This window comes from Pseudoalteromonas sp. TAE56, assembly GCF_000497955.1.
In the GTDB taxonomy this organism is placed as follows: Bacteria; Pseudomonadota; Gammaproteobacteria; order Enterobacterales; family Alteromonadaceae; genus Pseudoalteromonas.
On sequence record NZ_AUTN01000144.1, the window covers coordinates 78,754 to 103,346 of the forward strand.

Genomic DNA, 24,593 nt, shown 5'->3' on the forward strand with positions numbered 1-24,593 from the left:
TAATGAGCCGTAATACTTCTAAGTTTACGGCTTTAAGGATTAAGTATGTTAGAAAATATTTCAAGTGTAAAAGTGTCTGGCGGTTGGCATAAACAATATACTCACAGCTCGCAAAGTACACATTGCACTATGCGCTTTGCCGTATTTTTACCCCCTGGCGCAAGTGAAGCCAACAAAGTACCGGTACTTTATTGGCTATCAGGTTTAACTTGTACTGACGAAAATTTTATGCAAAAAGCCGGCGCATTTAAAAAAGCTGCCGAGCTGGGTATTGCTATTGTAGCGCCTGACACTAGCCCGCGCGGCGAAAACGTACCCAACGAAGACAGCTACGACTTTGCTCAAGGTGCTGGCTTTTACGTAAATGCTACGCAAGCTCCTTACAACACCCATTTTAATATGTACGATTATATTGTTAGTGAGTTACCAGCACTTATAGAACAACATTTTCCGGTAACAAGCACAAAAGCAATTAGCGGTCACTCTATGGGCGGGCATGGTGCATTAATGGTTGCACTTAAAAACCCGACTGCGTTTGTAAGTGCCTCGGCTTTTAGCCCTATTGTAAATCCGATTGAATGCCCTTGGGGTGTAAAAGCATTTACTGGTTATTTAGGAAATGATAAAGCGCTTTGGTCACAATATGACAGCTGCGAGTTAATGAAAAACGCAGAGCAAGTTAATTACTTACCCATGTTAGTGAGTCAAGGTGATGCTGATGGCTTTTTACAAGAGCAACTTAAGCCACAAAACCTAGTCGCTATTGCTGATAAAAAAGGCTACCCGCTTACACTTGAAATGCAAGCCGGCTACGATCATAGCTACTTTTTTATTAGCAGCTTTATTGACCAACACTTATTATTTCATCATCAGTTTTTAACTGCTTAGACTCAGTAGTGTGTAGAGATGACTTTTCTACCTCTACACACTCTTTTAGACTTTTAGTGACCTGCCTACATACTTGCGTTGTAGTGCTTTCCCCTTTTACTAGGCTAACAAGAGCCGAATCTATCTTTAATCCCATATCAGTAAAGTTAAATCCGTTTTTATCTGAGGGTACTGGCTCTAGTGGGTTTTTATAAGGTGTTGACTGCGCAGGGCTAATACTATTTTTATCATTACGCGCCTGAGATTGTGCTTGGCCGTCAATAATAGCGCCGGCAACTGTGCAGCCACAAAGGTAAAAAACTGACAAAAATACAATAAACGTTCTCATCATTCATCCTAATCAAAATATTACCTAAATTGTATACGCTTTTTATTTTAACTCTGTAAAAATATGTAGGCATAATTACCTGAACTCATTTATAAACTCTTTTGTAAAACCCACCAGCTGTAAAATAAAAATAATCAAAAAAGGAAGCGCGCCAATAATAGCAACGCTTCTGTTTAATGGTTCATTGTTTTGTACTAACAAAACAAAAGCGCATAACCCTAGTGCAAACGACCAAGCATACAAACTCCATGTTTGAGCTTCACTTGCACCACTTAATTCACGAATTACCAAAACAGCAGAGTCTGCTGATGTGGCTACAAAAATGAGTAAAAGCAATAAACTTGACCAAATTAATAGACCGCCTTGCCACCCTAATTGCTCGAAAAATACAAACAGCCCTTGTGTATAATCAGCTTTAATAGCCGCTAAAATGCCTGCATTGTGCGTTTGATCCCAGGAAATTGCAGAGCCCGAAAACACACTAAACCATATAATAGTCACAAAGGTTGGTACAAATACAACACCTAAAATGTATTGCCAAACCGGCCGTCCTTGGCTAATTTTTGCCAAAAAAACACCAACAAACGGGCCCCAAGCTAACCACCAAAAATAGTAATTGTATGTCCAACCTGTTGCCCATGCGGGGTCATTAAGTACGCTTTCATACTGCCATGTTCCTGTGGTTATAAGCTGAATGTAATCCCATGTTCCGCCTATCGCTATGTCTATAATTGGCTGTATAGGCACAAAAATTAATAGCCATGCTATAAGTGCAAAGGCTAAAAACATATTAAACTTACTAAGAGTTTGAATGCCTTTTTTAAGCCCCAGCTTTGCAGAAATGGTGTAAAGTAGTGCAATTAAAAAAATAATAATAAACCCCGAAAATAAAGCCGATTCAACCCCTAGCTCAAGCTCGAGCCCTTTACGCAGTAATAAAGTTGAATTAGCAATTGTGCCCACTACACCAAAAAATATTGCAAGTATGGCAATTAATTTAATGCTAAAGCTCAGCTGTAATTGCCAAGCCCGATTAATAACGCCCTTAGTTGCACTGATCACAGGCGCACTAATATCGCCCGCTTTACCACTATTGCGAGTAAACCCACCTAATACTAAGCCAAATACTGCATAGAGCGCCCATGCATGCGCGCCCCAATTAACTAAGGTAAGCGCCAAACCACTTGTTTGGTGGTTAGGATACAAGCTTTGCTTTAAAGGCGAGTTAACCGTGTGTAGTGCAGGCTCTGCTACTCCCCAAAATATTAGTCCTGAGCCCATTCCTGCTGCAAACAACATAGAAAACCAACCAAAGGTACTAAACTCAACAAGTGCTTGCGATCCTCCTATTTTTCGTTGCCCTAATGGGCTTATAGCAATAGCTATCACAGAAAAAAGTAACAAGTTTACCAATATAAAAAATGGCGACCCTAAATAACCTAAAATTTTATTAATAGCGGGTTGTAAGTGCTCTGTGAGTAATTCAGGAAATAAAAAAGCAATAACAGATAACCCAACGCAAAATAGTAAGGCTGTTTTTTCAAGCTTAGTGGGTGTGCTTAATGTTTTATTTAAAGGCAAGAGATTCACATAGGTGTCTTTTAGTCTGGATAAAAGAATACGAGGCTTTAAAACTCAGATCAAATTAACTATTGCGTAAAATAGTAATAAAAACATGTAAAAGTTTCTTCAATAATTCTTATTAAATGCAGATATCAAAAATAAGCCATTGATTATTAACCATTTATACCATGGCTTGCTGTTTGCTTATTATTAACAAAATTAACCAGCACAGGCTCAATAATGGAAATTGATTTACAGTGGAATGAAATCATCGATAATTTAATACATTTAGGTATTGCTTACCTACTTGCACTACCCATGGCTTACGACAGAGAGCGTAGTCATGATGGCGCAGGGCTTAGAACCTTTCCGCTTGTTGCGGTAGCATCATGCGGGTATGCACTTATTGCTATGTCGGTTTTAGATGGTGCAGAAGCTCAATCTAAAATGTTGCAAGGTATAATTACTGGTATTGGTTTTATTGGCGGTGGCGCAATTTTAAAAAATAACCGTACGACCTCAGGCACTGCAACCGCAGCCAGTATTTGGAATATGGGCTTAATAGGTATTGCTGTTGCGTACAGCCGTTACGAAATAGCCATTTTACTTGCCATTATTAATTTTATAACGCTTAGGTATGTAAAAAAGTTTAAGTGATAGTTTTTTAATAAGTATTGCAGCAAAATTTCAATGCATTGTTTGAATAGCCAATACTTATTAATACGATAACTCCCCATAATTTATATGTGGGGAGTTACATTTTTATAAAAAACTTTCACCGCTTTGCTTAAGTGTAATTGTTTGTGCTTGAGCGCTTTTTATTAATAATCCACAACGTAAATCATTTTTCGAAATAACAATTTTATCAATGGTATTAGTGTCATAGTCAACGACTTTGTTTTCGCATCTAAGTTGCACTTTGCTCAGTGGTAATTCTGATTGTAATTTAACCTCAGACTTCGACATCATAGGCATTACAGCTTGCTCTGAAGCTAAACTAAATTGTTGTTCAATATCTCCCGAGTTTTTATAAATATCGTTCACTTGGGTTAACAACTGTTCCTTATTTTGATCTGTAAAAGTTATAGATTCAATATTGCCTAGTGCATCTATTGCATCATAGGCTCGTACATAATCTTGCTTTGATATAAACCACTGTAAAGCATTTTTAATCACACGTTTTTGAATTTGATCAGGTAAGTTACCTCTAAATAAGAACGCTTCGTTGATATGCTGATCAAAGCTCTTCCAATCTTGTACAAAATAACTGTGCTGGCTTTTAAGCCACGCAAGTAAAACAATTTCAACCGTATTTTTGGTATGTTCATTTTCTAGTTCATCAATGAGGCTTTTAGCTTCATCGTATTTCTTTTCATCGATTAATTTACTAGCTTGCTCATAATCATTAAAAAAGCCACGCGATGCCTTATCGTTTGAAAACCCAACATGTAAATTTTGTGAGCTTACAGTAATAGTTTTTGCTACAGGTATAGTCTCACCATTTAATTTTGCGCTTTTGTAATTTAGTTTAGATACGTAATCCATTACTTCTCTTTGGTACTTTTTTTGCCCGACCGTAGCAACAATTTCTATATCACTAACCTGCCCGCTTTTATCGACCACGTAACTGCTTAAGTTAATCCCCTCTAACCTCGAAGCGCGTGAGGAAGTATTAGTGAGCTGATCGTAGTTTTTATTAATCACTTCTGCAGGAACAAAGTCGTCTGCAAAAGCAGGGAGTTGAGTAAAAGCAGAAGTTAAAGAAAGCGCTAATATGAGTTTTTTCATTGGTTTTATCCATCCTAGATAGTGTTTATATAATAGAAACAAACGATCAACATAAAAGCAAGTATAAACACAAAAAATAAGTTCAATTAATAAGCTAAATTTGGGGGATAACAAAAATAATCTAATAGCTACATATATTTTAGGCATTAAAAAAGGCGCTTAAAAAGCGCCTTGCTAACAAGTATGTGTGCTTAAAACATATCTTGGTAGGAATTTGTTGTGCTAAACGTAATTGCTTTTTCAAAGCCTGGTAACTTAATACTTTGCTCGTCTATTACAATGTCATTGTCATCAATAAGTCCGTCGCCAAAGCGGTAAATAAGCTCATATTGGCCTAAATCAGCTTGAGCTTGATACGTTTGTTGAGCGGCTTTAATTGCCACATTTTTTTGAGCGTAACTAGTCATAACGTCATCGCCATGGCGCTTAGCGAGCATTTGCATTGTCACTTTTGGTGAAAGTACTATTGCTGTTGCATTGTTACCGCCAAAGCCTTTTGAATTTATAAAAGCTATATCCATTTCACTGCATTCGTAATGGCTGTTACGAATATCAAGGTGATCGGTGTAAACATCATCAGCCACTTTATCAATTGTGGTAATGCCCGGCATAATGTTGTGACTAAATACACCGAGAGCTATCGCTAATTGGTCGCCACTTGCAGGAGCTATAGTATGACCAACATAGGCTTTAGGCGCTGTCACTTTCCAATTATCAATAGCGAACGTTTGTGCCACTTTGTGATATATCAGCGACTCTGTTACGCGGTTTAACGGTGTACTTGAGCCATGCGCTAAAATAAAGCTACGTTCTTGCAAAGCTTCTTTGCCTAAAAGGCTCGTTGCTAAAGCAGCCGATTTAGCCATGGTAATGTAGTTACCAGGACCAGGTGACGTAATTGATTTTTTTATACCATCTGCATTTACAAATACATCCGGCACAGAGCCCATTATGTCAGCGCCTAATTCAAGGGCTAATGCATCGTCCATTAAAATAGCAACTTGTGCGCCTTCACCTAATGTAAAGCCGCAGTTATCCCCAAACGGGCGGCTACTTTTGCGATAATCTGGTTCTTCATCATGTGATAAGTTATCTAAGCGGCGCAAACCTTCAACATTTGAAAGTGCGCTCATGTTACCAAAGCCTTCAATCACTTCGGGTGTAATAGCACACTCAACACTTGCGACAACCGCAACGCGTGTACGCCCTGCTTGTATGTCGTTTACTGCTGCGCGTAAGTTGTATAAAAACGTAGCACAGGCGCCCGAGGTCGAAAACGTAGTTCCCACATTGCCCGTAACATACGCGTTAATAAAATCGGTAGACATTGTATTTAAGCCCAGTGCTAACTGCTTAGTGCTAACACGGTCGCCTTGTTGGCGTGCTTTAACTAAACCGCCTAGGCCTTTGTCGTCCATTTGGCCAATTACCGATGCTGAATAAGTACCAATTTTATCTGGCTCAACGCTATTCATAATGTGTTGCCAATCAAGCCCTGTTGATTTAATCGCATCGGTAGCTGCAAAAATAGTCGCTTGCAAACCACGAGGCTGATAGCGGCTGTTATACATAACAGACGGATCAAACCCAGTCGGAAATTGCCCTGCAGATTTAATTGGATTATCACGTGTTGAGTCATGCTTAATATCTAAATCGGCTGCAATAGTTACTTTTACTTTTTTGCCTTCAAGTTCTTCAACTTGCCAGCTAGCTGGAACAGGTACCGGTAAGTCGCGAGCGCGAGTTTCAAACACAATTGCGTTATCGCTTGATGCGTTTAGCGTCATTTTTTGCTGCCACGGTGTGGCATCTGCATCAAAGTGTTCTTTTTCAATTTTACGAATAAGTGTACCGGCAATAATTTGCTCACCAAAGCGTGCTTCTATGTCGCTTTGCTCAACATTATTACCTTGTGTATCTTGTAATTGGCCGTTTACAACGCTTACTAGATTCATCAGTGTGGCGAGGCCTAAAAATGTTTCACTGCGATCTTTAGCGTTTAAACTATCTAACACGATACGGCGATAACCTTGATGAAAAGAAGTACGGCCAGCGGCGTTAATGCCACCCATGCCTACTATAACGGGTAATGCAGTCATAATTTACCTTTAAAAAACGTGTTATAAGATGAACACGCAGTTTAAATGGATTACGTACCATGCATTGTGCTTTAATAGCCAAATATTCAGCACAAAAGGCCAAAAAGTACTGGTCGGAGCATTTACATGACTGAAAAAAACACTAATCCACCACTAAACATTGCTATAGCGGTATATCCGCATTTATTAGTGACTAGTTTAACGCTACCTATTGAGATGCTAAGAGCCGGCGAGGCCTTTGCTAAAGGCCACCTTAATAAGCAAAATTTTAGACCGCTTGCTATAAATTTAGTGGCTAAAAATGCAGAATCTATAGCTACTCGCGCAGGCCTTGCGATAATTCCTGATTGCATAACAACTAATGCGCCCTACAGCGATTTAATTATAGTCCCGGGTATTTGGCGAAACCCGCGCCCAGTAGTGCGTACAAATCAAGACGTAGTTGATTGGCTAAGCGAAAGCTTTAGCGCAGGCAGTAATATAATTGGTGTAGGTACTGGCAACTGCTTATTAGCTGAGGCTGGCTTACTTGATGGGCACCCTGCTACCACACATTGGCACTACGCCAATCAATTTAGCCATGACTATCCGTTAGTGCGTTTAAAACCCGACTTTTTTATAACCCAATCAGAGCGTATGTATACCGTAGCGAGTCTCAATGCCCTTGCAGATGTGATCGTACATATTATTAGTCAGTACTATACAAAAGCAGCCGCTCAACATGTAGAGCGTAATTTTTCGCACGAAATACGCAAACCCTACGAAGATCAACGCTATTTAGAAGGTGCAGTAGACCGTCACCCCGATGAGCTAATTGCGCAAATTCAGTTTTGGCTAAAAACCAATTTAGCCACCGAGCTAAACCTGCAAGAAGTCGCTGCCCAATTTAGCTTGAGCTACCGTACTTTTACCCGCCGTTTTAGAGCAGCAACTAATCAAAGTCCTATTGAATATTGGCAACAATTACGCGTAGAAGGTGCGAAAGAGTTATTAGCATCATCAAATTTATCAATTCAAGAAGTGGCTTTAGAAGTGGGATATAACGACCAAGGGCATTTAACACGCGTGTTTAAAAAAGTATTAAGCCAAACACCCAGTGGTTACAGAAAAGTAGTTAGACGAAAGTTATTTGGATAACCAGCGACGGCACTCTAAATTGGCATTTTTTTATACATAAATTATACTCTTATCAATAATATAATTTATGCCATACCAAGGTAACTGCATGAAAGATAAACTTAGTAAGCACCTTTTTGATCCACAAAGCGATGCTTCTATTGAATCAAAGTTATTAAAGTTACTTTCACTCGTACGAAAACATTTGAGCATGGAAGTCGCGTTTATTTCAGAATTCACCAATAATGATCGCGTTTTTAAAGTGGTAGATAACCAAACTACAAATACCTGCGTATCCGTGGGTAATTCAGATCCAATTTGCGAAACTTACTGTAAAAAAATATCCGATAACGAGCTAGAACAAATAATTCCTAATACTCTTGAGCACCCTATAACCCGTAACATGCCAGTTACAGAAAAGCTAAATATTGGCTCTTATATAGGTGTACCTATTGTGTTATCTACAGGAAAAGTTTATGGCACTTTTTGCTGTTATAAAACCATATTAGATAATACCTTGAACGATAAAGATTTGTCATTTCTTAGGTTAATTTCTGAAATAGCTACGGAGTTAATCGAAAAAAATGTCCAATCTAACATTTTAAATAATGAGTCAAAGTCGCTTATTGAAAATATTATAAAAACAAACGATATTACGATTTATTTTCAGCCCATATTTAATTTATCAACCAATCAACTTTCGGGTTATGAGTCTCTGTCACGCTTTTTTATTGAACCCTATAAAACACCTGACATTTGGTTTAAAGATGCTGAAAAGCTAGGTCTAGGAGAAGCATTAGAGATACTTGCTATACAAAATACATTACATTGCTTGGATAAATTTGATGAAAAAGCTTATATCACTATCAACACTTCACCTCAGCATATTTTATCAGGCTCAATAGACAAAGTATTACAAAGCATCGATTGTAATAGAATAATTTTAGAAGTGACTGAACATTCACCTATTTTAGACTACCAAGCGATGCGAACCGCACTTCAACCATTAAGAAACCGAGGTGTAAAACTCGCTATCGATGATGTAGGTGCTGGATTTTCATCTTTTCAGCATATTTTAGAATTAGAGGCAGATATCATTAAGTTAGACATAAGCCTTACTCAAAATATAAATACAGATCGTAGAAAGTTTTTATTAGCTAAGGCACTATGCGGATTTGCCAAAGCAATTAATTGCTCAATAGTTGCAGAGGGAATAGAAAATCAAGAAGAATTAAGTACGCTGAGAAAGCTGGGCGTTGATAACGTGCAAGGCTACTTTATAGGCCGCCCTGCCCCGCTTGAAGACGCTATTCAATTTCAAACAGTCAGGCTTTAATAAAAAACGCCACTTTTAGTGGCGTTCTGAGTCGTTAAATTCTTTTCGATAATAGCGTTTTTGATAGTTTTTTACTTTAGTGTGTACGCCTTTGCTTAAGCTTTTAAATTTAGCCTCGAGTACGTCTACACCGTATAAAATACCGACCACCAGCACCGAGAGCTTTATCGCAGCGCCAAGGTTTTCAGTCGCTATCATAACGCCTATTGATGCAAGCACCCAGATGGTTGCAGCAGAGGTTACACCAACTACCGCACCATCTTTTGCGAGCATAACACCAGCCCCTAAAAAGCCAATACCTGTAATTATTTGCCCAACTACACGAGAATGATCTATCACATCCCCTTGTAAATTAAACGCAGTGGATAAAAACAAATACGTACCCAAGGTTATTAGGGCTGATGTACGAATACCTACAGGTTTGCCGCGCAATTGGCGCTCTATACCAATAATGGCACCGCAAAAAGCCGCAGTACCAATAGCTGCCCACGAATACGGGGCTACATCAATTAAATCTAAAAAAGTCACTGTTAACCTTATATTTTATTAGCTATAGCCACCGCAGTTCTTAAACGTTGGCTACCAAACGCTGACATTTTACTAAAATCACTTCGTGCAATAGGTACATACTGGCAATCTATTGCGAGCTGTTTATCGTTACCGGGCTCACAAAACGGATCGTGAACATACACGCAATGCTCATCAAGGTGCGTAACACACACCCAATGTGGTGATTTTTTACCATCAAAACTATATGTGCTAATTAATAACAGCACACTAAAGCCTTTACTTAACCACTGCTCAATATGCTCAAGCTCTACATCTTTATGTGTAAGCGGTATATTTGCTTGTGCAATACCATCTACAAATTGTTGATGCACGGTGGCAAGTACCACTTTTTTGTTTTCGTTGCGTACGCCATCTAAAAACAAAGGCTCGGTGGTATTAACCATTACTTCGCTTTTAAAACCACGCTTATGAGCGGCAAGTGCCAAACCAAACGGATGGCAACCACCATGACCCGATGTCATAAAAATAGTGGTACCTTCACGCCAAAGTGCTAGCTCATGTGATTGGCTAAGCTCAGTAGTTGGCTCAAGTGCCCCCATTGCCATTAATAGTGCAGCAGGTCCGCACGTAAACTCGGTAGTTTGCTGATACCACGGCGTTAAACACGCCACTTTTAACTCACTTGTTTGTCGAATGTTTTTTTGCATTCGTAGTGCGTCACTGTGGTCGTCGTAATAATCGCTGTATTGACCAAACACTCTGTAGCCTAAGCTTTGATAAAGCCCAATCGCACCTTCGTTATTTACAGCCACTTCTAAACGAAGGTAAATACGAGCCCGCTCACACGTTTCTTTTTCTAGACTAGTAAGCAGTGCTTTTGCAATGCCTTTACCTTGCATTGTAGGTTTTACAGCAAGCGAATATAAACGCGCTAAGCGAGTCCCTTTATGGCACCATACTAGCCCATAGCCGCATATTTGCTCGCCACTTTCTGCAACGAGTAAAATACCGTGTTTTGCACTAAGCCAGCGTTTTAGACTGCGCGGGCTCAATTTATCATTATTAAAGCAGGCATTTTCAACGTCAATCAGTGCATTTAAATCACTGCTAAGCGCTTTTCGAATAACAAGGTTGCTCATGTTATTACCCACGACCTCGTGCTTCTAAGCGTTGTTTAAATTCATCCATAATGATCATGTATAGCTCATCGCCTAAATAGCCGTCTTCTACCTTGTGATCAATACTTGGGTTATCGTTTACTTCAAGCACGTATGCTTTGCCTTGATGCTCTTTAACATCTACGCCATATAAACCCCTACCCACTGTTTTACATGCTTTTAATGCTGCATCTAATACCGCTTTTGGTAACTCAAAGGTTGGCAAGGTTTCAAAGCCACCAGAGAAAAACCGTTTAGCGTCGTGGTTATAAATTTGCCAATGGTTACGCGCCATTAAATAGCGGCATGCATAAATTGCACGGCCATTTAACACACCCACTCGCCAATCGTATTCGGTATACATGTACTCTTGTGCAAGCACTAATGCGCTATATTCAAACAGCTCTGTAAGCTTAGCGGCAAGCTCATCACGGTTTGAAACTTTAAACACACCTTTTGAAAAGGACCCTTCAGGCATTTTTAAAACAAGCGGATACGTAAACGCTTCTTCTAATTGCTCAAGCGTTTCATTTGCTTGATCAGCCACTACAACCGTTTTTAAACTTGGCACTTTTTGGTAATTAAACGCATCGTGTAAATACACTTTATTACAACAACGTAAAATAGACTCAGCATCGTCAATAACCACTAAACCAAGGCTTTGCGCTTTGCTTGCAAGGCGATACGTTGGATGGTCAATCGCTGTAGTTTGGCGAATAAATAACGCATCAAACTGGGCAATGTTATCAATTTCGTCAAAGCTTAATGCTTGTGCATTAATACCGTGTTTAGCCGCTGCTTTAATAAAACGTGCAATGGCGTCTTTATCACTCGGCGGTACTTTTTCGTTATGATCAACAAGTATTGCCATGTCCCATCTAAAACGACGTTGCACTGAGCCAATACGCCACTGCGTTTTAGTAAAGTTATCTAGTTTGGCTACAAATTCGCTGTACTGCTGCTCGCTTAAAGACGATAAAGACCCTTGTTGCAATAAGCCTTGTTCATCAACAAATAAAATAGGCGTTGGGTATTGTTTAAATACCGACTTTGCCGCTTTTGATTGTAAATCGTTTTGTGTATTACCAAAGTAAAGTGTGCCATCTATTTGGCCCACATTTAATATAGGGGCTTGACCACTACGAAGTGCATTTATTGTTTTTACACTTGGCAAAACTTGGTGCTTGCGCGCCTCTGCAAGTAATGAGCAATAGTAACCTTTGCTCAAGTATTGGCTTGAGTCGCACAGATTAATAATGCGTGTTTTTGGTTCATTTTGTTTTGGGTAATCACGTAAGTAGGTATTAAACGTAATTACATTTTCGAACGATTGAGCAAGCGTTTGCTCGTTGTTATCAACCACAATTAAGGTTTTAAACACGACTTTTCCTAGTTAAGTCAAAATATAAAAAGCATGCTTAGTAAAATACTAAGCATTATAAATAGAAACACCCATCGTACTAAGTGGGCATTGCGCGAATCACTTAATATGATGGGTGCTTTAACAGGTACCTACTGTACGAGTTAGCGCTTAAATTGCTTAAGCGACATGTGCTTTATATGCCCTTTTTTAAAAACGCACAAACGAGATATTTTTAGCGTGAAGATGAAAAATATTGATTAACTATATTTTCCAACTAATGCCGATTAAAATACCCAAAACAATACCTTAAGAGAGTTAAAAATGTCGCTGCCTGCTTGCCCAAAATGCCAATGTGAATATGTTTACGAAGACCAACAACTGCTTATTTGCCCTGAGTGCGCTCATGAGTGGAACCCAAATAATATAAACGATGAAGCCGCCATTTTAGTTAAAGATGCCAACGGCACTGTGCTTAATGATGGCGACAAAGTGACAGTAGCTAAAGATTTAAAAATTAAAGGCAGCTCGCAAGTAATTAAAATTGGCACCAAAGCGGTCATTAGAAGAGTGCTTGATAAAAAAGATCACGAACTTGATTGTAAAGTAGATGGTATTGGCGAAATGATGGTAACAGCGAAGTTTGTGAAAAAAGCTACCTAAAATTGGATATTTAAAATATAGGATGTTAGATGAAAAATCATAAAAATAAATTCATCCAAGCCTTATGGTCTATTATTGAAGCCTATTATTAGTGCGTGTAATTGATTTTGTTTAACTGCTATTAGTTAGTGTATATCTAAAGGTCCACCTACATTTAATAAGGCGAATTATCGCTTAGGGGTGTTGAAGCATTTAACCTCCTCACCTTAATGAGGAGGTATCTCATGAACTGATCAGTTTACATTTCAGTTAAGGTGCTTTTTAAGCTTTAATTACCCAGTAAAGAAATCAAATACGTTACCAAGTGTTGATGATGAACCTTTATAAAATTCAGTAAAACTACATCGACTGCATGTCACAGCGGTGTACTTTTTATTTTGAACATCAAAAATTCTTGACCAAAAGCCACCCGAAACTCTTATTTCACCGGTATCAAATTCGTTATTATTACACTTAGGGCAAGACCAATTGTTATGTCTCATATTTCAACCTCCATATTATTTATGTACGGTATATTAAACACTTAAGGAACGTGTGTAGCAATTTTTTTAATAAACAAACCATAATTTAGTTCTTATATTGGTTAAGTTGGAATTTTGATAGATGTTTGGATGGCTTTTTAATAATTGCTTTTTATAATAATTAGTATGGGGGTCATACTAATTTCACTCAGGGATTACCTACTTGTTAGCTGTATATTGCGTTAGCAACAAAAATTTTCGTAAGTCTCGTTCTTGTCTCATTACGTGCAAAATATATACTTTATCGTTATCTTTTTTGTAAAATATACGACAAGGATTCACGACCAGTTCAAGATAATTTAGGTTAGCTAACTCAATTGGTTTTTTACCTGATTCAGGAAAGAGTTCGAGACGTTCAACTTTTTCAAATATTTTGGAAACCAATGTTTTCGCTGACTGCAAATTGCTTAATGCGATATATTCAGCGATATCGTTAAGATCATCCAAAGCTGGATTAGTCCAAATTATTTCAGCCATTTATTCATTTTATCTTTAGCTTCAACATTCGACATGGTTTCACCACGACTTATTGCCTGCTCTGCTTTTGCAAGAGACTCAAGAATTTGCATACGCTTTTGCATAAATTCATAATCATCAACATCTACTAAGTATGCAGATGGTTGTCCATGTTCAGTTATCAACACAGGTTCTTTAGAGGAATGAAGTTCAGATAATATCTTCGTTGCTTGACGCTTCAATGTTGTTACTAGTTCTACTCTCATAATAATCCCCAAACAAATGTATCACTATAGTAGCACCGAGTAGCCAACTTGGGAAATACAACTAACGAGGCTGTATAACCACTAAAATCAATTAAAAAGGGAGCACCTAACGTCAACCCTGCTCACTTTTAAACTATTAGGTACTTCTCATTATATGCCTTTGTACAAATTGAAGTACACACCACGTTACGCTATAAAAGCATTGCTGTAGGTTGGATAAATGGCGGAGCCATGCCATCCGACAATTAATTTATGAATATAAATAAGCGATTATTACGTTAGTATAGCTCTGCCAGCAAACGCTTCTCTTAAAAACCAAAGCTTTATAAAATCTCTACCACCACATACTCGTGGACTTTACTTGCAATTTTTAACGTAATTTCATCGTCAATTTGTTTATTTAATAACTGCTTACCCATTGGTGCGCCGGGTGTTACAACAGCAATTGCGTGCAGTTTAACGTTTACCGTTAAACCACCAGCTGCAGGGCCTAAATAAAACCATTTTTGGGCTGCGTTATCATCTTCTAAACATACCAGCGAACCGATAGCTATTTTGTCGGTTGGTTTTTCGTTAAAGGCAGGTTCGAACAATTCAATGCTTTTATAGCAATCGTTTACGCGCTGGGCTTGGCCTTGTGCTAAATAAGCGGCTTCGAGCCCGAGGGTATCGTATTTGTTTTCGGCTATGTTTTCTTCATGTGTGGCGGTGTCGTGCGCAGTTTTTGCCGCTACTTTTGCTGTTGTAAGCTGTGCTTCTAGCGCAAAACGAAGATGTTCGATAACGTGGGTTTTATTCATGGGGATTAATACAATACTGGCAGTAAAAATAAGGCTGTCAGTTTAACATTTTTGCTAGGCTTAAAACCATTGTTTTAAACCCCGCAAGTTTGGTGGGAATACTAGCGGGGCTTAAATTAGCATTAAACAAGCAAAGAGCGGTTGGTTGATGCTACTCTTTGCTTGTGCTTTATTAAAAACCTTATGGCATATCTAATAATGTTTGCGTGTGGGCATCTACTTTAACTTCGTAGTTTTTAGCGCTTAAGCCCAATAGCTCTGGCAAGGTTGCCGCTATACAAATAGACGAGAACGTACCCACTACAATGCCGGTAAATAATGCAATAGCAAAGCCTTGCAGTGGTGCACCTGCAAGCAACCAAACACTCGCAACCGTTGCAAGTGTGGTACCTGACGTTATTAAGGTACGTGTTAGTGTACTTTTAATCGCATTATTAATAATAGTCGCTGGGCTAAGTACATTGTTTGATTGAACACGTAAAAGCTCGCGTACTCTATCCCCTACTATTATTGAGTCGTTAAGTGAGTAACCAATAATAGCCAGTAAACTTGCCAGTACGGTTAGGTTAAATTCAATTTGTAATAGTGAAAATAATCCAAGTACGAGTATTAAATCGTGCACTAGCGCTACCACAGAGCCAACGGCTAATCGCCATTCAAAACGCACTGCAAGGTAAATCATTACCGCAATCATTGCAGCAAACATTGCTAAACAGCCTTGATCAAATAACTCATCGCCCACTTGTGAGCCAATATAAGCTGACGATAATACCTGTGCGTTTATATCATCGTTTTGTGTAACAGCACTTTGCCAATCAAGGCTATTAGCTGTTGTTGATGTAGTTGATGCACTTGGCGCTTCTCTTAATTGAAAATGACTATTACCTTGCGCGGTTAGCTCAAACTCACCGTTGTGATTTTTAGCAATAAACGATTGAAGCTCTTTTAGTTCAACACTTTGACTGGTTGTAAACTCAGTTAAATAACCGCCGGTAAAATCTAGGCCAAAATTTAGACCTTTTTGCGTAAGCGTAAATACCGATAGCAGCACTAAGATGGCGCTTAAAAGCATGCCCATAAAACGTAAACGTGTACCCTTTTCACCTTTCAAAAAATAATTAAGCATGTGCTTTTACTCCTGCTTTTTTACCCATTTTTAAATACAACGTTTGGCTTAATACTTTTGATACGTACACACCTGTAAATACAGATGTTAAAAGCCCCAGTGCGAGTGTAATGGCAAAACCTTTAACTGGCCCATAGCCTATGCCGTATAAAATAAGTGCGGTGATCATGGTGGTTATATTGGCATCAAATATTGTATTTGCGGCTTGTTTATACCCCTCTTGAATAGCTTGGTATGGTGCACGGCCTTGGCGCCGTTCTTCTTTAATACGTTCAAATATTATTACGTTGGTGTCTACCGCCATACCTATGGTTAGCACCAGGCCTGCAATACCCGGCAGCGTTAACACAACCCCTGGTAATAATGACATTAAGCCCACAAGCGACGTTAAATTTAATATAAGTGCTACGTTTGCAATAAGGCCTAAACGGCGATACCAAAGCGCCATAAATGCAAGCGTAATACCCATGCCTAACATAAGCGCGGCTAAGCCATTACTAATATTTTCGCTGCCGAGGCTTGGCCCTATTGTTTGTTCGTGCACAATTGTAACGGGCGCTGTAAGCGAGCCTGCACGTAGTAATAATGCCAGATCGGCTNCTGCCGCTTGTTGGCTTTTCATATTGGTAATACTAAAACGCGAACTTAAATGCTGAGCAATATTGGCAACGTTAATAACTTCGCTTTTTTTAACTACTTCGCCTTTAGCATTTTGAGAATACTCAGAGTAAACCGTCGCCATTGGCTTACCAATATTGGCTTTTGAAAACGCCGACATTGCATCCCCGCCTTGGCCGTCTAGGCTTAGTTGTACAAGTGGTTTACCCCAATCGTCGCGGCCTATGTTTGCATTATTAATATGATCGCCTGTAAAAATTGGCACAGGATCGAGCTTTATGGTTCCGCCCGATTGCATATTAAATGTTTGCCCGTCAATTTCTTTTAATTGATAAAAACCAAGCGATGCTGTTGCACCAATAATACGTTTTGCTTCGGTTGGATCTTGCACGCCTGGTAGCTCTATACGAATGCGGTGCTTTCCTTGGCGCTGTGTTACCGCTTCGGTAATACCTAACTCTTCAATACGTGAACGAAGGGTTGTAAGTGTTTGCCCCATTACTTCTTTATCAAAGCTGCTGCGGCCTTGCTCTGAATAACTAAATTTGGCAGTTTTAACGCTGCCGTTATTGCTTGTTACAACGGCTAAATTAGCAAATCGGCTTTGTAGCTCTTCAATAACTGGGGTTAACTTGTCGGTTGCATTAGGCAATGCGTTTATTTCAAACCCCTGCTGAGTTTGCTGCGCTTTTACGCCATGTGCTTTTTGCTTAATAATAATTGATTTAGCTTGTTGATACGCACTGACTAACTGCTCATCAACGGCTTTATCTAAATCTACGTCTAGTACAAATAGCACACCGCCATTTAAATCAAGGCCCAGCTTTATTGGTGATAAACCAAAATCTTGTAACCATGTTGGGCTGGTTGCATGCTCAACAATTTTAACTTGCATGTTTGGGTATTGCGCTTTTATAGCCGCTTGCGCCTGAGCGCTTTTAGTTGGCTCGTTTAAAAGTACATTAATAGTCGATTGCTTATCTAAACCCTGCTCAACCTCTAGCCCTTGTTTATTTAAAAAAGTAACTAGCGTTTTAGTGCTCGGTAAAGATTGCGTTTCGCTGTGCGGCGTACTACTTACGTGCAACCACGATTTATTTGGATATAGGTTTGGTAATGCGCTGATAGCTAATAAAACCAATACTATTAGCATGGCTATATAGCTTAATTTGAACTTAGCCGTAGACGGCTTTTTATCTTTTTTAAAACTTAACATGTTGAATCCTTATTGCCAGCAAAGCTAGCAACGTACTTTTTAAAAGCACAATTAATCTGCAGGCTAAAACTTTAAAAGTTAAAACCTAATAAAATTAAATAAGGAAAATTAAGCGTGGTAGGTAGTTACAGCTCTGTAGAGTAAGTTTACGTCTTTCCAGCCACTCAAGCGCGACTTTTTACTATTAGTTACAAGCGTATACCAAGGCTGTATAGGATTAACCGCTCTTGGTCGTAAGAATATATGCCTAACAAGATTTTGAGCAAAAAATTCAAAAACCACATCGTATTCTGGCTCACTTTGAACAGTGTGCAAAAACAATGATGAATTATTGGCTGTTAACCTTGGTTGGTGCGCGTCAAAATCGGTTTGATGCGTTTTTTTATGCTGCGAAGTATCTACAGACTTACTAATAGGCTGTATTTTAGTTAAATCGGCAATATCAGTAAGCGAAACCTGCGTACTAATATTGATATTTAAATTTTGTGAGGCGCCCATAGCATTGCTCTGCACACTAAAAAGTGCAGCAAGTAGCAAAAAGGCAGTTAAAAACACTCTAAATTTAAACATTCACGTTTTAAAACTAAAATAAGGGATTCGTAGTATATAAGGGCTAGTATTTTAAATACAATAGCCTGCTATGTATTTAGTTTAACTTTCCCCATAGCTTTACTTTCGCCTCAGAGCGCTAAAGTTACTTGAGATCGAGCGAATTATTTAAATTTTCTTTTGAAAATCTAATTTACAAAATATGTTACGTTTAAATCTACTACTTCGGCAACATACCTTCCCCTTATCCAATGAAAATTGAGTAATTATTTAGGCTTACCCACCATCTAATATTTGCAGTTTTATTATTCATTTAACATTCATTTAGTGGTTTTTTTTGGTAAAATAACAGGTAACCTATGATGCTTCGTACTATTAAATGCGTAAGTTGCAGCGGATATACGAAATTAGTATAATTAAATGTAAACAAATAGCTAAATTTTGATTTTCTTAATTATGTTATGGATAGTAAATAAGGCAGGGAAAGTCATTATGAAAAAAAACATATTTAGTAAAATTGTCGCAAAATTTTACAATAAAAGCTTAAAGCTAATAAATACCCTAAGTAATGACACTGACCTAAAAAAGCTAATAGACAACAGTGAAATAGTCTCTTTCGATATTTTCGATACAGTGATCCTCAGAAAAGTCCTCGAACCAGCTGATATTTTTACAATAGTTGAAAATTTATATAATGATGAACATAAAAAGCTAGACATAGATTTTAAAAGTATCCGAAGTAAAGCAGAACCAGAAGCGACAAAGATACTAACTGAGCTGAATGGTACTCAATCCATAGGTTTGGATGAAATATATGCACACATACAAAAAACACAAGATCTAGACAGCAAAACAATAAATACATTGAAAGCGCTAGAAATCGAAATAGAATTAAAATTTTGTGTTAAAAATGAATATATGCACTCTTTTTATCAATACTGTATTGATAAAGATAAAAAGGTAATTTTCACCTCAGACATGTACTTACCAGAATGCGTGATAAAAAAAATTCTTTCCGATAATGGTTATACAAAATTCCATCAATTATTTTTATCTTCTGTAATCCGTAAATCAAAGTCTAAAGGTGGATTATATCCACATATACTTAAAGAACTATCCTGTAAACCATCTAAGCTATTACATATTGGCGATTATTACTTCGCCGATGTAATTAATGCGATGAAAGAAGGCATCAAACCTTATTATTACAAAAAAACCAGTGAATATGCACTTAGCCATCATTCATTTAAAAGACTAAGGGAGCTATATCCTTCAAAACTCTCTATAGAAGAATCTATTTATTTTGCGACTATCATCAACAAAACGTTTACCCAAAGAAATAATAACAATGAAAATATTTGGTACGACTTCGGTTATGTTTATTGTGGAATAATATATTTTGGCTTAACTCGCTGGCTTACTAGTCAGGTAATACATCAAGAAATAGAACATATATTTTTCCTTGCGCGCGACGGCTATATAATGCATAAAGTGTATAGCCTTATGAATCAAGGAATTAAAACCCCTGTTAGTAAATATATGTATGCATCAAGGCGAGCTATAAACATCCCCACTATATACAATGGCATCGATGAATATTCGATAAAGGTACTTTGTCATTTTGTTCCTAATTTGAGCGTCGCAAACTACCTTGATAGAGTTGATATAGAAGCGGAAAAACATATTGAAAAAATAAAAAAAGTAGGCTTTTCTGATCAAAATCATACAATAGAAACAGATAGCGATAAGGATAAATTAGCAAAACTCTTTCATTTATTAGTTGATGATATATGTAGTAATGCAGCGGTCGAAAGAGAGAACCTATTAACTTACCTAGATCAAATTGGGTTTATGGATACCAAAAAAGTCGCGATTGTTGACATTGGATGGCAAGGGACAATCCAGAATTCACTGAATAAGCTAATGCTATTAGAAAATAATGAAATAGATATTCATGGTTATTACCTAGGCACATTTCAAACTGCAATGAAGTTTTCTGAAAAAGGGTTTCCGATGTCTGGCTATATGTGTAACTTTTCAGAACCTAAAAATAATTTTCAAGTGTTATCGGAAGGTGTGCATATGCTCGAATTTATTTTTTCGGCACCTCACGGCTCTGTAATTAAATTCGATAAAAAAAATGATGACATAGTAGCTATATTCGAACCTAATGACTTTTCTAATGATAAGCTAAATACAATAAACGAATTTCAAAAAGGGGCTATGGACTTTATTTCTGATTTTATGGCTATTGAGAGGGACTATAAAAAAATAAATATCGCTCCTGAAACAGCTATAAAACCTATATCTCGACTATTAAAAACCCCTACTTATAGCGAATCCGTAAACTTTGGTAATCTAAAACACTCTGAGTATGTCGGAGCAAATAGCCATGAAAGTTATTTTGCTAAAACGTCCGATCCATTAAAAATGTTTCTTAACCCGATTAAGTTTAAGCAAACCTATAGCAAATCATTATGGAAAGCTGGTTTCAGAAAACGTTATATGCGATATATTCTACCGGAAAATATATACTGCTATTTTAGAAAGCATTAAGTTGGTAACTCCATTTTAATGCTTATAAATTAATATTCAAAAAAACTAAAAAATATCTTCCCTTGTTTCAATTTACTGCGTTTACTTAACTTATAAGTGATTTTATCTACCCACATACCAATTCTGAGATACTGAATGCGCCCCAGACAAAGCAGTGAAAAACGACCAGACGCCATGAATTTACGCCAAAGTGTAAAAACACTGTGGCCCTACCTTACAAAATTTAAAGGCCGTGTTTTTATTGCACTTATGGCGCTTATAGGCGCAAAAGGTGCCACGCTTTTAATGCCTTGGGCACTTAAAGAAATTATAGACTCGGTAGATAAGTCGATTAACCCACTGTTGGTTATTCCCGCTTTATTGTTATTGATGTACGGTGCACTGCGTTTTGCCAGTGTATTTTTAGGTGAGATAAGGGATGCTGTATTTTCTCGTGTAACCGAGCACGCCATGCGTGATATTGGTTTAAAAGTATTTAAGCATTTGCACTCACTTGAGCTGGCTTTTCATTTAGATAGGCAAACCGGTGGCATTAGCCGCGATATAGAACGCGGTACGAGCGGGTTAAGCTTTTTAATGCGCTTTTTAATGTTTAATATTGTGCCTACTTTGTTTGAAATACTGACCGTTGCGATTATTTTTGGCACGTTGTTTTCTGTTTGGTTTGCGCTTATTACATTACTGGCAGTCGCTATTTATATTACCTTTACTGTGGTGGTTACCCAGTGGAGAAACCGCTTTATTAGAGAAGCAAATGCTGCCGACAATCAAAGTAATACCCGCGCAATAGACAGCTTGCTTAATTATGAAACTGTAAAATATTTTAATAACGAACAGTTTGAAGCAAAAACGTACGACACCTTTTTAGCAAACTGGGAAAAAGCCCGTTTAAAAAATAGAATGTCGCTGCTCGCCCTTAATTCAGGCCAAGCACTTATTATTGCTTGTGCTATTACCGCGTTAATGTGGTTGGGCTCAACCGAGGTAGTTGCAGGTACGCTTTCTATTGGTGAACTTGTGATGATTAATGCTTATATGATTCAGCTATTTTTACCGCTCAATTTTTTAGGTTTTGTGTACCGCGAAATAAGGCGCGCCCTAACCGATCTTGAAAACATGCTTGGGCTACTTAACAAAAAGCCACAAATAACCGATGCACTTAATGCTAAAGAGCTCAATATTAGCCAAGGTGAAATAACATTTAACAATGTAAGTTTTAGTTACGATGCGCACCGCCCGATCCTTAATAACCTTAGCTTTAGTGTTAAAGCTGGCAGCAAAGTAGCCATTGTTGGTGCCAGTGGTGCAGGTAAAAGTTCATTAGCGCGACTGCTTTATCGTTTTTATGATGTAAGCGCTGGTGAAATTAGTATCGATAATCAAGCAATAAACTCAGTAACACTTAATAGTTTACGAAAAGCCATTGCAATAGTCCCGCAAGACACCGTGTTGTTTAACACCACTATTCGTGAAAATATCGCTTACGGTAGACCATCAGCAAGCGATACAGAAATTGATGAAGCCATTGCTATGGCGCATTTAAAAGACTTTATAGCGACACTTGATAAAGGCGATAAAACACTGGTTGGCGAGCGCGGTTTAAAAGTATCCGGCGGCGAAAAACAGCGTATTGCTATTGCGCGCGCCATTTTGAAAAAATCCCCTATTTTAATTTTTGATGAAGCAACATCTGCCCTCGATTCTCATTCTGAGCAAGCAATACTCGCGGCAATGCGTGAAGTTGCCAGTAACCATACGAGTATTGTTATTGCCCATCGCCTTTCTACTATTACCGATGCAGACACCATTATTGTGCTCAAAGCCGGACGAATTATTGAGCAAGGTAAGCACGATGAGTTACTTACACTCGCCGGAGAATATGCCCGTATGTGGGAGCTTCAGCATAAAAAATAAATAGTGTGTGACCCCTCTTAGCTCGGATACTTTCAAGTATTCGAGCTAAATAAAGCTTTTATAGCGCCTATTAGCCTTTCTCTTTTCCTCTATATTAGTTTTATCGAGCACTGTGGTGATTCACCTCAAAAGGTTTGTTTGTCTGATTAATATCAATAACAATCGATAAGTTAAATATTCGTAACAATAAAAATGATTCACTGCTGCTTTAATTCAATCAGTGATACTCAGGAGTAAGTAATGAAAAAGAGTTTAATTGCCGCAGCATTAGCTGCCACATTTATTACCGGTTGTTCAGAGCCGCAAACAACAAAAACAGACGAGCAACAACCTAAAGTAGCCACTGCAGCAGTAGCAGAGAAAGCAGAGTTAGGTAGTTTTGGTGTTGATTTAACAGCCCGCAACGAAGCCGTTAAACCAGGCGATGATTTTTTTATGTATGCCAGTGGCACGTGGTATGACAACTACGTAATGCCTGCAGATAAAACCCGCTACGGTGCATTTTCAGGATTAGCTGAGCGCAGTGAAGACGATGTTAAAGCTATTATTGAAGAAATAGCCGCACGTAAAGATTTAAACGCAGAAGAAAAACTCGTTGCTGATTTTTACAATGCCTATATGGATACCGAAACACTTAATAAACTAGGTGTAGCGCCTATTAAGCTATTGTTAAGTGAAATTAATGATATATCGTCGACTGACGATTTAGCTGAAATGTTTGGTAAGTCTTGGTTAACCGGTAATAAAGCCCCTTTTGGCGGCGGTATGTGGTTTAATCGCCTAGACCCTAACAAATATGAAATGTCACTAGGTGCTGGTGGTTTAGGCTTACCAGATCGCTCTTACTACCTTGAAGACGCTGAGCGCTTTGTAAAAACCCGAGCAGCTTACGTTGCTCACATTGCTGACATGCTTGAGTTTACAGGAGTCGAAAATACCGCTGAGCGCGCTCAAGCAATTGTTGATCTTGAAACCAAAATTGCACAAGGTCACTGGCCACGTGAAAAGCGTCGTAATCGCGATTTAACCTTAAACCAAGTTGAACGTGCCGATTTAAGCACTGCTTATCCTGGCTTTAACTGGGATTTATATTTTGCGCAAACAGGTTATAAAGTACCTCAGTTAAATGTATCTCAGCCTGAACCAATAAAAGCGATGATTGAGCTAATCAATCAAGAAGATATTGCAGTATGGAAAGACTACCTAACGTATCACGCTATTAGCGGTAACGCAGGTTTACTATCAGAAGACGTATTTAATACTAACTTTGCTTTTTTTGGTAAAGAACTAAACGGACAGCAAGAGCCTCGCCCTCGTTGGAAACGTGCAATAAGTGAAATGTCAGGCACAAGTTCGCTTGGTTTTGCTATTGGTAAAATATACGTAGCGCGTTACTTCCCTGAGTCATCAAAACAACAAATGTCAGAGCTAGTTGAAAACCTTCGTACAGCCCTTGGTGAACGTATTGATAACCTAGAGTGGATGGGCGATGAAACTAAAGTAAATGCGCGCGCTAAACTGGCTGCATTTGTACCAAAAATTGGTTACCCCGATGTATGGCAGTCTTATGACGGTTTAAGCATTACTAAAAACGATTTAATTGGTAATGTGAAAAACATGCGTGAGTTTTTCCACGCAGAAAGTGTTGAAAAAGAGCTACAAAAAACAGACCGTAACCGCTGGGGCATGACGCCACAACGCGTAAACGCTTACTACAATAGCTCGTTTAATGAAATTGTATTTCCGGCTGCGATATTACAACC

The 24,593-nt window shown here is 38.3% G+C and carries 22 protein-coding genes; 8 read left to right on the top strand and 14 right to left on the bottom strand.

What is annotated here, in order from left to right; all coding sequences use genetic code 11:
• Positions 1 to 45 precede the first annotated feature (45 nt).
• A complete protein-coding gene (gene fghA, locus L656_RS0118430) occupies positions 46 to 888 on the top strand; it encodes an S-formylglutathione hydrolase (RefSeq protein ID WP_024600283.1) in 843 nt (280 codons plus the stop codon).
• Here fghA and L656_RS0118435 read toward each other — a convergent pair.
• Both L656_RS0118435 and L656_RS0118440 read right to left on the bottom strand, forming a co-directional pair.
• A complete protein-coding gene (locus L656_RS0118435) occupies positions 842 to 1,216 on the bottom strand; it encodes a hypothetical protein (RefSeq protein ID WP_024600284.1) in 375 nt (124 codons plus the stop codon). The two genes, fghA and L656_RS0118435, sit on opposite strands and share 47 nt — an antisense overlap.
• Positions 1,217 to 1,291: 75 nt before the next feature.
• Positions 1,292 to 2,806 (bottom strand): BCCT family transporter, encoded by a 1,515-nt coding sequence (locus L656_RS0118440; RefSeq protein ID WP_024600285.1) that lies wholly within the window; start codon positions 2,804 to 2,806, stop codon positions 1,292 to 1,294.
• Positions 2,807 to 3,019: 213 nt separating this feature from the next.
• Here L656_RS0118440 and L656_RS0118445 point away from each other — a divergent pair, with 213 nt between their 5' ends.
• The gene (locus L656_RS0118445) at positions 3,020 to 3,436 is read left to right on the top strand and encodes an MgtC/SapB family protein (RefSeq protein WP_024600286.1); all 417 of its coding nucleotides are present in this window, start codon (positions 3,020 to 3,022) and stop codon (positions 3,434 to 3,436) included.
• A 105-nt stretch (positions 3,437 to 3,541) separates the two neighbouring features.
• Here L656_RS0118445 and L656_RS0118450 read toward each other — a convergent pair whose 3' ends face one another.
• Together L656_RS0118450 and L656_RS0118455 are read right to left on the bottom strand one after the other, a co-directional pair.
• Entirely contained in the window at positions 3,542 to 4,567 is a 1,026-nt protein-coding gene (locus L656_RS0118450; RefSeq protein WP_024600287.1) for an energy transducer TonB, read from the bottom strand.
• 191 nt (positions 4,568 to 4,758) lie between these two features.
• Complete coding sequence (locus tag L656_RS0118455; protein WP_024600288.1) at positions 4,759 to 6,666, bottom strand: beta-ketoacyl synthase; 1,908 nt, start codon at positions 6,664 to 6,666, stop codon at positions 4,759 to 4,761.
• A gap of 126 nt (positions 6,667 to 6,792) precedes the next feature.
• Here L656_RS0118455 and L656_RS0118460 point away from each other — a divergent pair, with 126 nt between their 5' ends.
• Positions 6,793 to 7,803 (top strand): GlxA family transcriptional regulator, encoded by a 1,011-nt coding sequence (locus L656_RS0118460; RefSeq protein WP_024600289.1) that lies wholly within the window; start codon positions 6,793 to 6,795, stop codon positions 7,801 to 7,803.
• Positions 7,804 to 7,891: 88 nt separating this feature from the next.
• Positions 7,892 to 9,118, top strand: coding sequence for a sensor domain-containing phosphodiesterase (locus L656_RS0118465; RefSeq protein ID WP_024600290.1), 1,227 nt, complete (start codon positions 7,892 to 7,894; stop codon positions 9,116 to 9,118).
• Positions 9,119 to 9,133: 15 nt separating this feature from the next.
• Here L656_RS0118465 and L656_RS0118470 read toward each other — a convergent pair whose 3' ends face one another.
• The 3 genes from L656_RS0118470 to L656_RS0118480 are packed head-to-tail and all read right to left on the bottom strand — an operon-like array spanning position 9,134 to position 12,166.
• Positions 9,134 to 9,646: an MgtC/SapB family protein gene (locus L656_RS0118470; RefSeq protein WP_024600291.1), complete on the bottom strand. Its 513-nt coding sequence runs from the start codon at positions 9,644 to 9,646 to the stop codon at positions 9,134 to 9,136.
• Positions 9,647 to 9,654: 8 nt separating this feature from the next.
• Positions 9,655 to 10,767, bottom strand: coding sequence for a GNAT family N-acetyltransferase/peptidase C39 family protein (locus L656_RS0118475; RefSeq protein WP_024600292.1), 1,113 nt, complete (start codon positions 10,765 to 10,767; stop codon positions 9,655 to 9,657).
• Positions 10,768 to 10,771: 4 nt separating this feature from the next.
• On the bottom strand, positions 10,772 to 12,166 hold the full coding sequence (locus L656_RS0118480; RefSeq protein ID WP_024600293.1) for a RimK family protein: 1,395 nt from the start codon (positions 12,164 to 12,166) through the stop codon (positions 10,772 to 10,774).
• A gap of 303 nt (positions 12,167 to 12,469) precedes the next feature.
• On the opposite strand from L656_RS0118480, the gene L656_RS0118485 reads away from it, so the two are divergent.
• Positions 12,470 to 12,808, top strand: coding sequence for a zinc ribbon domain-containing protein YjdM (locus L656_RS0118485; RefSeq protein ID WP_024600294.1), 339 nt, complete (start codon positions 12,470 to 12,472; stop codon positions 12,806 to 12,808).
• Positions 12,809 to 13,080: 272 nt separating this feature from the next.
• Here the strand turns inward: L656_RS0118485 and L656_RS0118490 are convergent, their stop codons facing one another.
• The 7 genes from L656_RS0118490 to L656_RS0118520 form a co-directional block, all read right to left on the bottom strand.
• A complete protein-coding gene (locus tag L656_RS0118490; RefSeq protein ID WP_024600295.1) occupies positions 13,081 to 13,290 on the bottom strand; it encodes a zinc ribbon domain-containing protein in 210 nt (69 codons plus the stop codon).
• 198 nt (positions 13,291 to 13,488) lie between these two features.
• Positions 13,489 to 13,806 (bottom strand): type II toxin-antitoxin system RelE/ParE family toxin, encoded by a 318-nt coding sequence (locus L656_RS0118495; protein ID WP_024600296.1) that lies wholly within the window; start codon positions 13,804 to 13,806, stop codon positions 13,489 to 13,491.
• Positions 13,794 to 14,051, bottom strand: coding sequence for a type II toxin-antitoxin system Phd/YefM family antitoxin (locus tag L656_RS0118500; protein ID WP_024600297.1), 258 nt, complete (start codon positions 14,049 to 14,051; stop codon positions 13,794 to 13,796). The genes L656_RS0118495 and L656_RS0118500 overlap by 13 nt, the downstream gene beginning before the upstream one ends.
• Before the next feature lie 323 nt (positions 14,052 to 14,374).
• Positions 14,375 to 14,851 (bottom strand): GreA/GreB family elongation factor, encoded by a 477-nt coding sequence (locus L656_RS0118505; RefSeq protein ID WP_024600298.1) that lies wholly within the window; start codon positions 14,849 to 14,851, stop codon positions 14,375 to 14,377.
• A gap of 181 nt (positions 14,852 to 15,032) precedes the next feature.
• A complete protein-coding gene (secF, locus tag L656_RS0118510; RefSeq protein WP_024600299.1) occupies positions 15,033 to 15,977 on the bottom strand; it encodes a protein translocase subunit SecF in 945 nt (314 codons plus the stop codon).
• Positions 15,970 to 17,811 (bottom strand): protein translocase subunit SecD, encoded by a 1,842-nt coding sequence (gene secD / locus L656_RS0118515; RefSeq protein WP_024600300.1) that lies wholly within the window; start codon positions 17,809 to 17,811, stop codon positions 15,970 to 15,972. The genes secF and secD overlap by 8 nt, the downstream gene beginning before the upstream one ends.
• Before the next feature lie 108 nt (positions 17,812 to 17,919).
• The gene (locus L656_RS0118520) at positions 17,920 to 18,381 is read right to left on the bottom strand and encodes a hypothetical protein (protein ID WP_024600301.1); all 462 of its coding nucleotides are present in this window, start codon (positions 18,379 to 18,381) and stop codon (positions 17,920 to 17,922) included.
• Positions 18,382 to 18,852: 471 nt separating this feature from the next.
• On the opposite strand from L656_RS0118520, the gene L656_RS0118525 reads away from it, so the two are divergent.
• From L656_RS0118525 to L656_RS0118535, 3 genes are all read left to right on the top strand, one after another.
• Positions 18,853 to 20,916, top strand: coding sequence for an HAD family hydrolase (locus L656_RS0118525; RefSeq protein WP_139016070.1), 2,064 nt, complete (start codon positions 18,853 to 18,855; stop codon positions 20,914 to 20,916).
• Positions 20,917 to 21,051: 135 nt separating this feature from the next.
• Positions 21,052 to 22,830, top strand: a complete 1,779-nt coding sequence (locus L656_RS0118530; protein ID WP_024600303.1) for an ABCB family ABC transporter ATP-binding protein/permease — start codon at positions 21,052 to 21,054, stop codon at positions 22,828 to 22,830.
• Between the two features lie 240 nt (positions 22,831 to 23,070).
• Positions 23,071 to 24,593 (top strand): M13 family metallopeptidase (locus L656_RS0118535; RefSeq protein ID WP_024600304.1); only part of this gene is annotated, 1,523 nt, incomplete at its 3' end.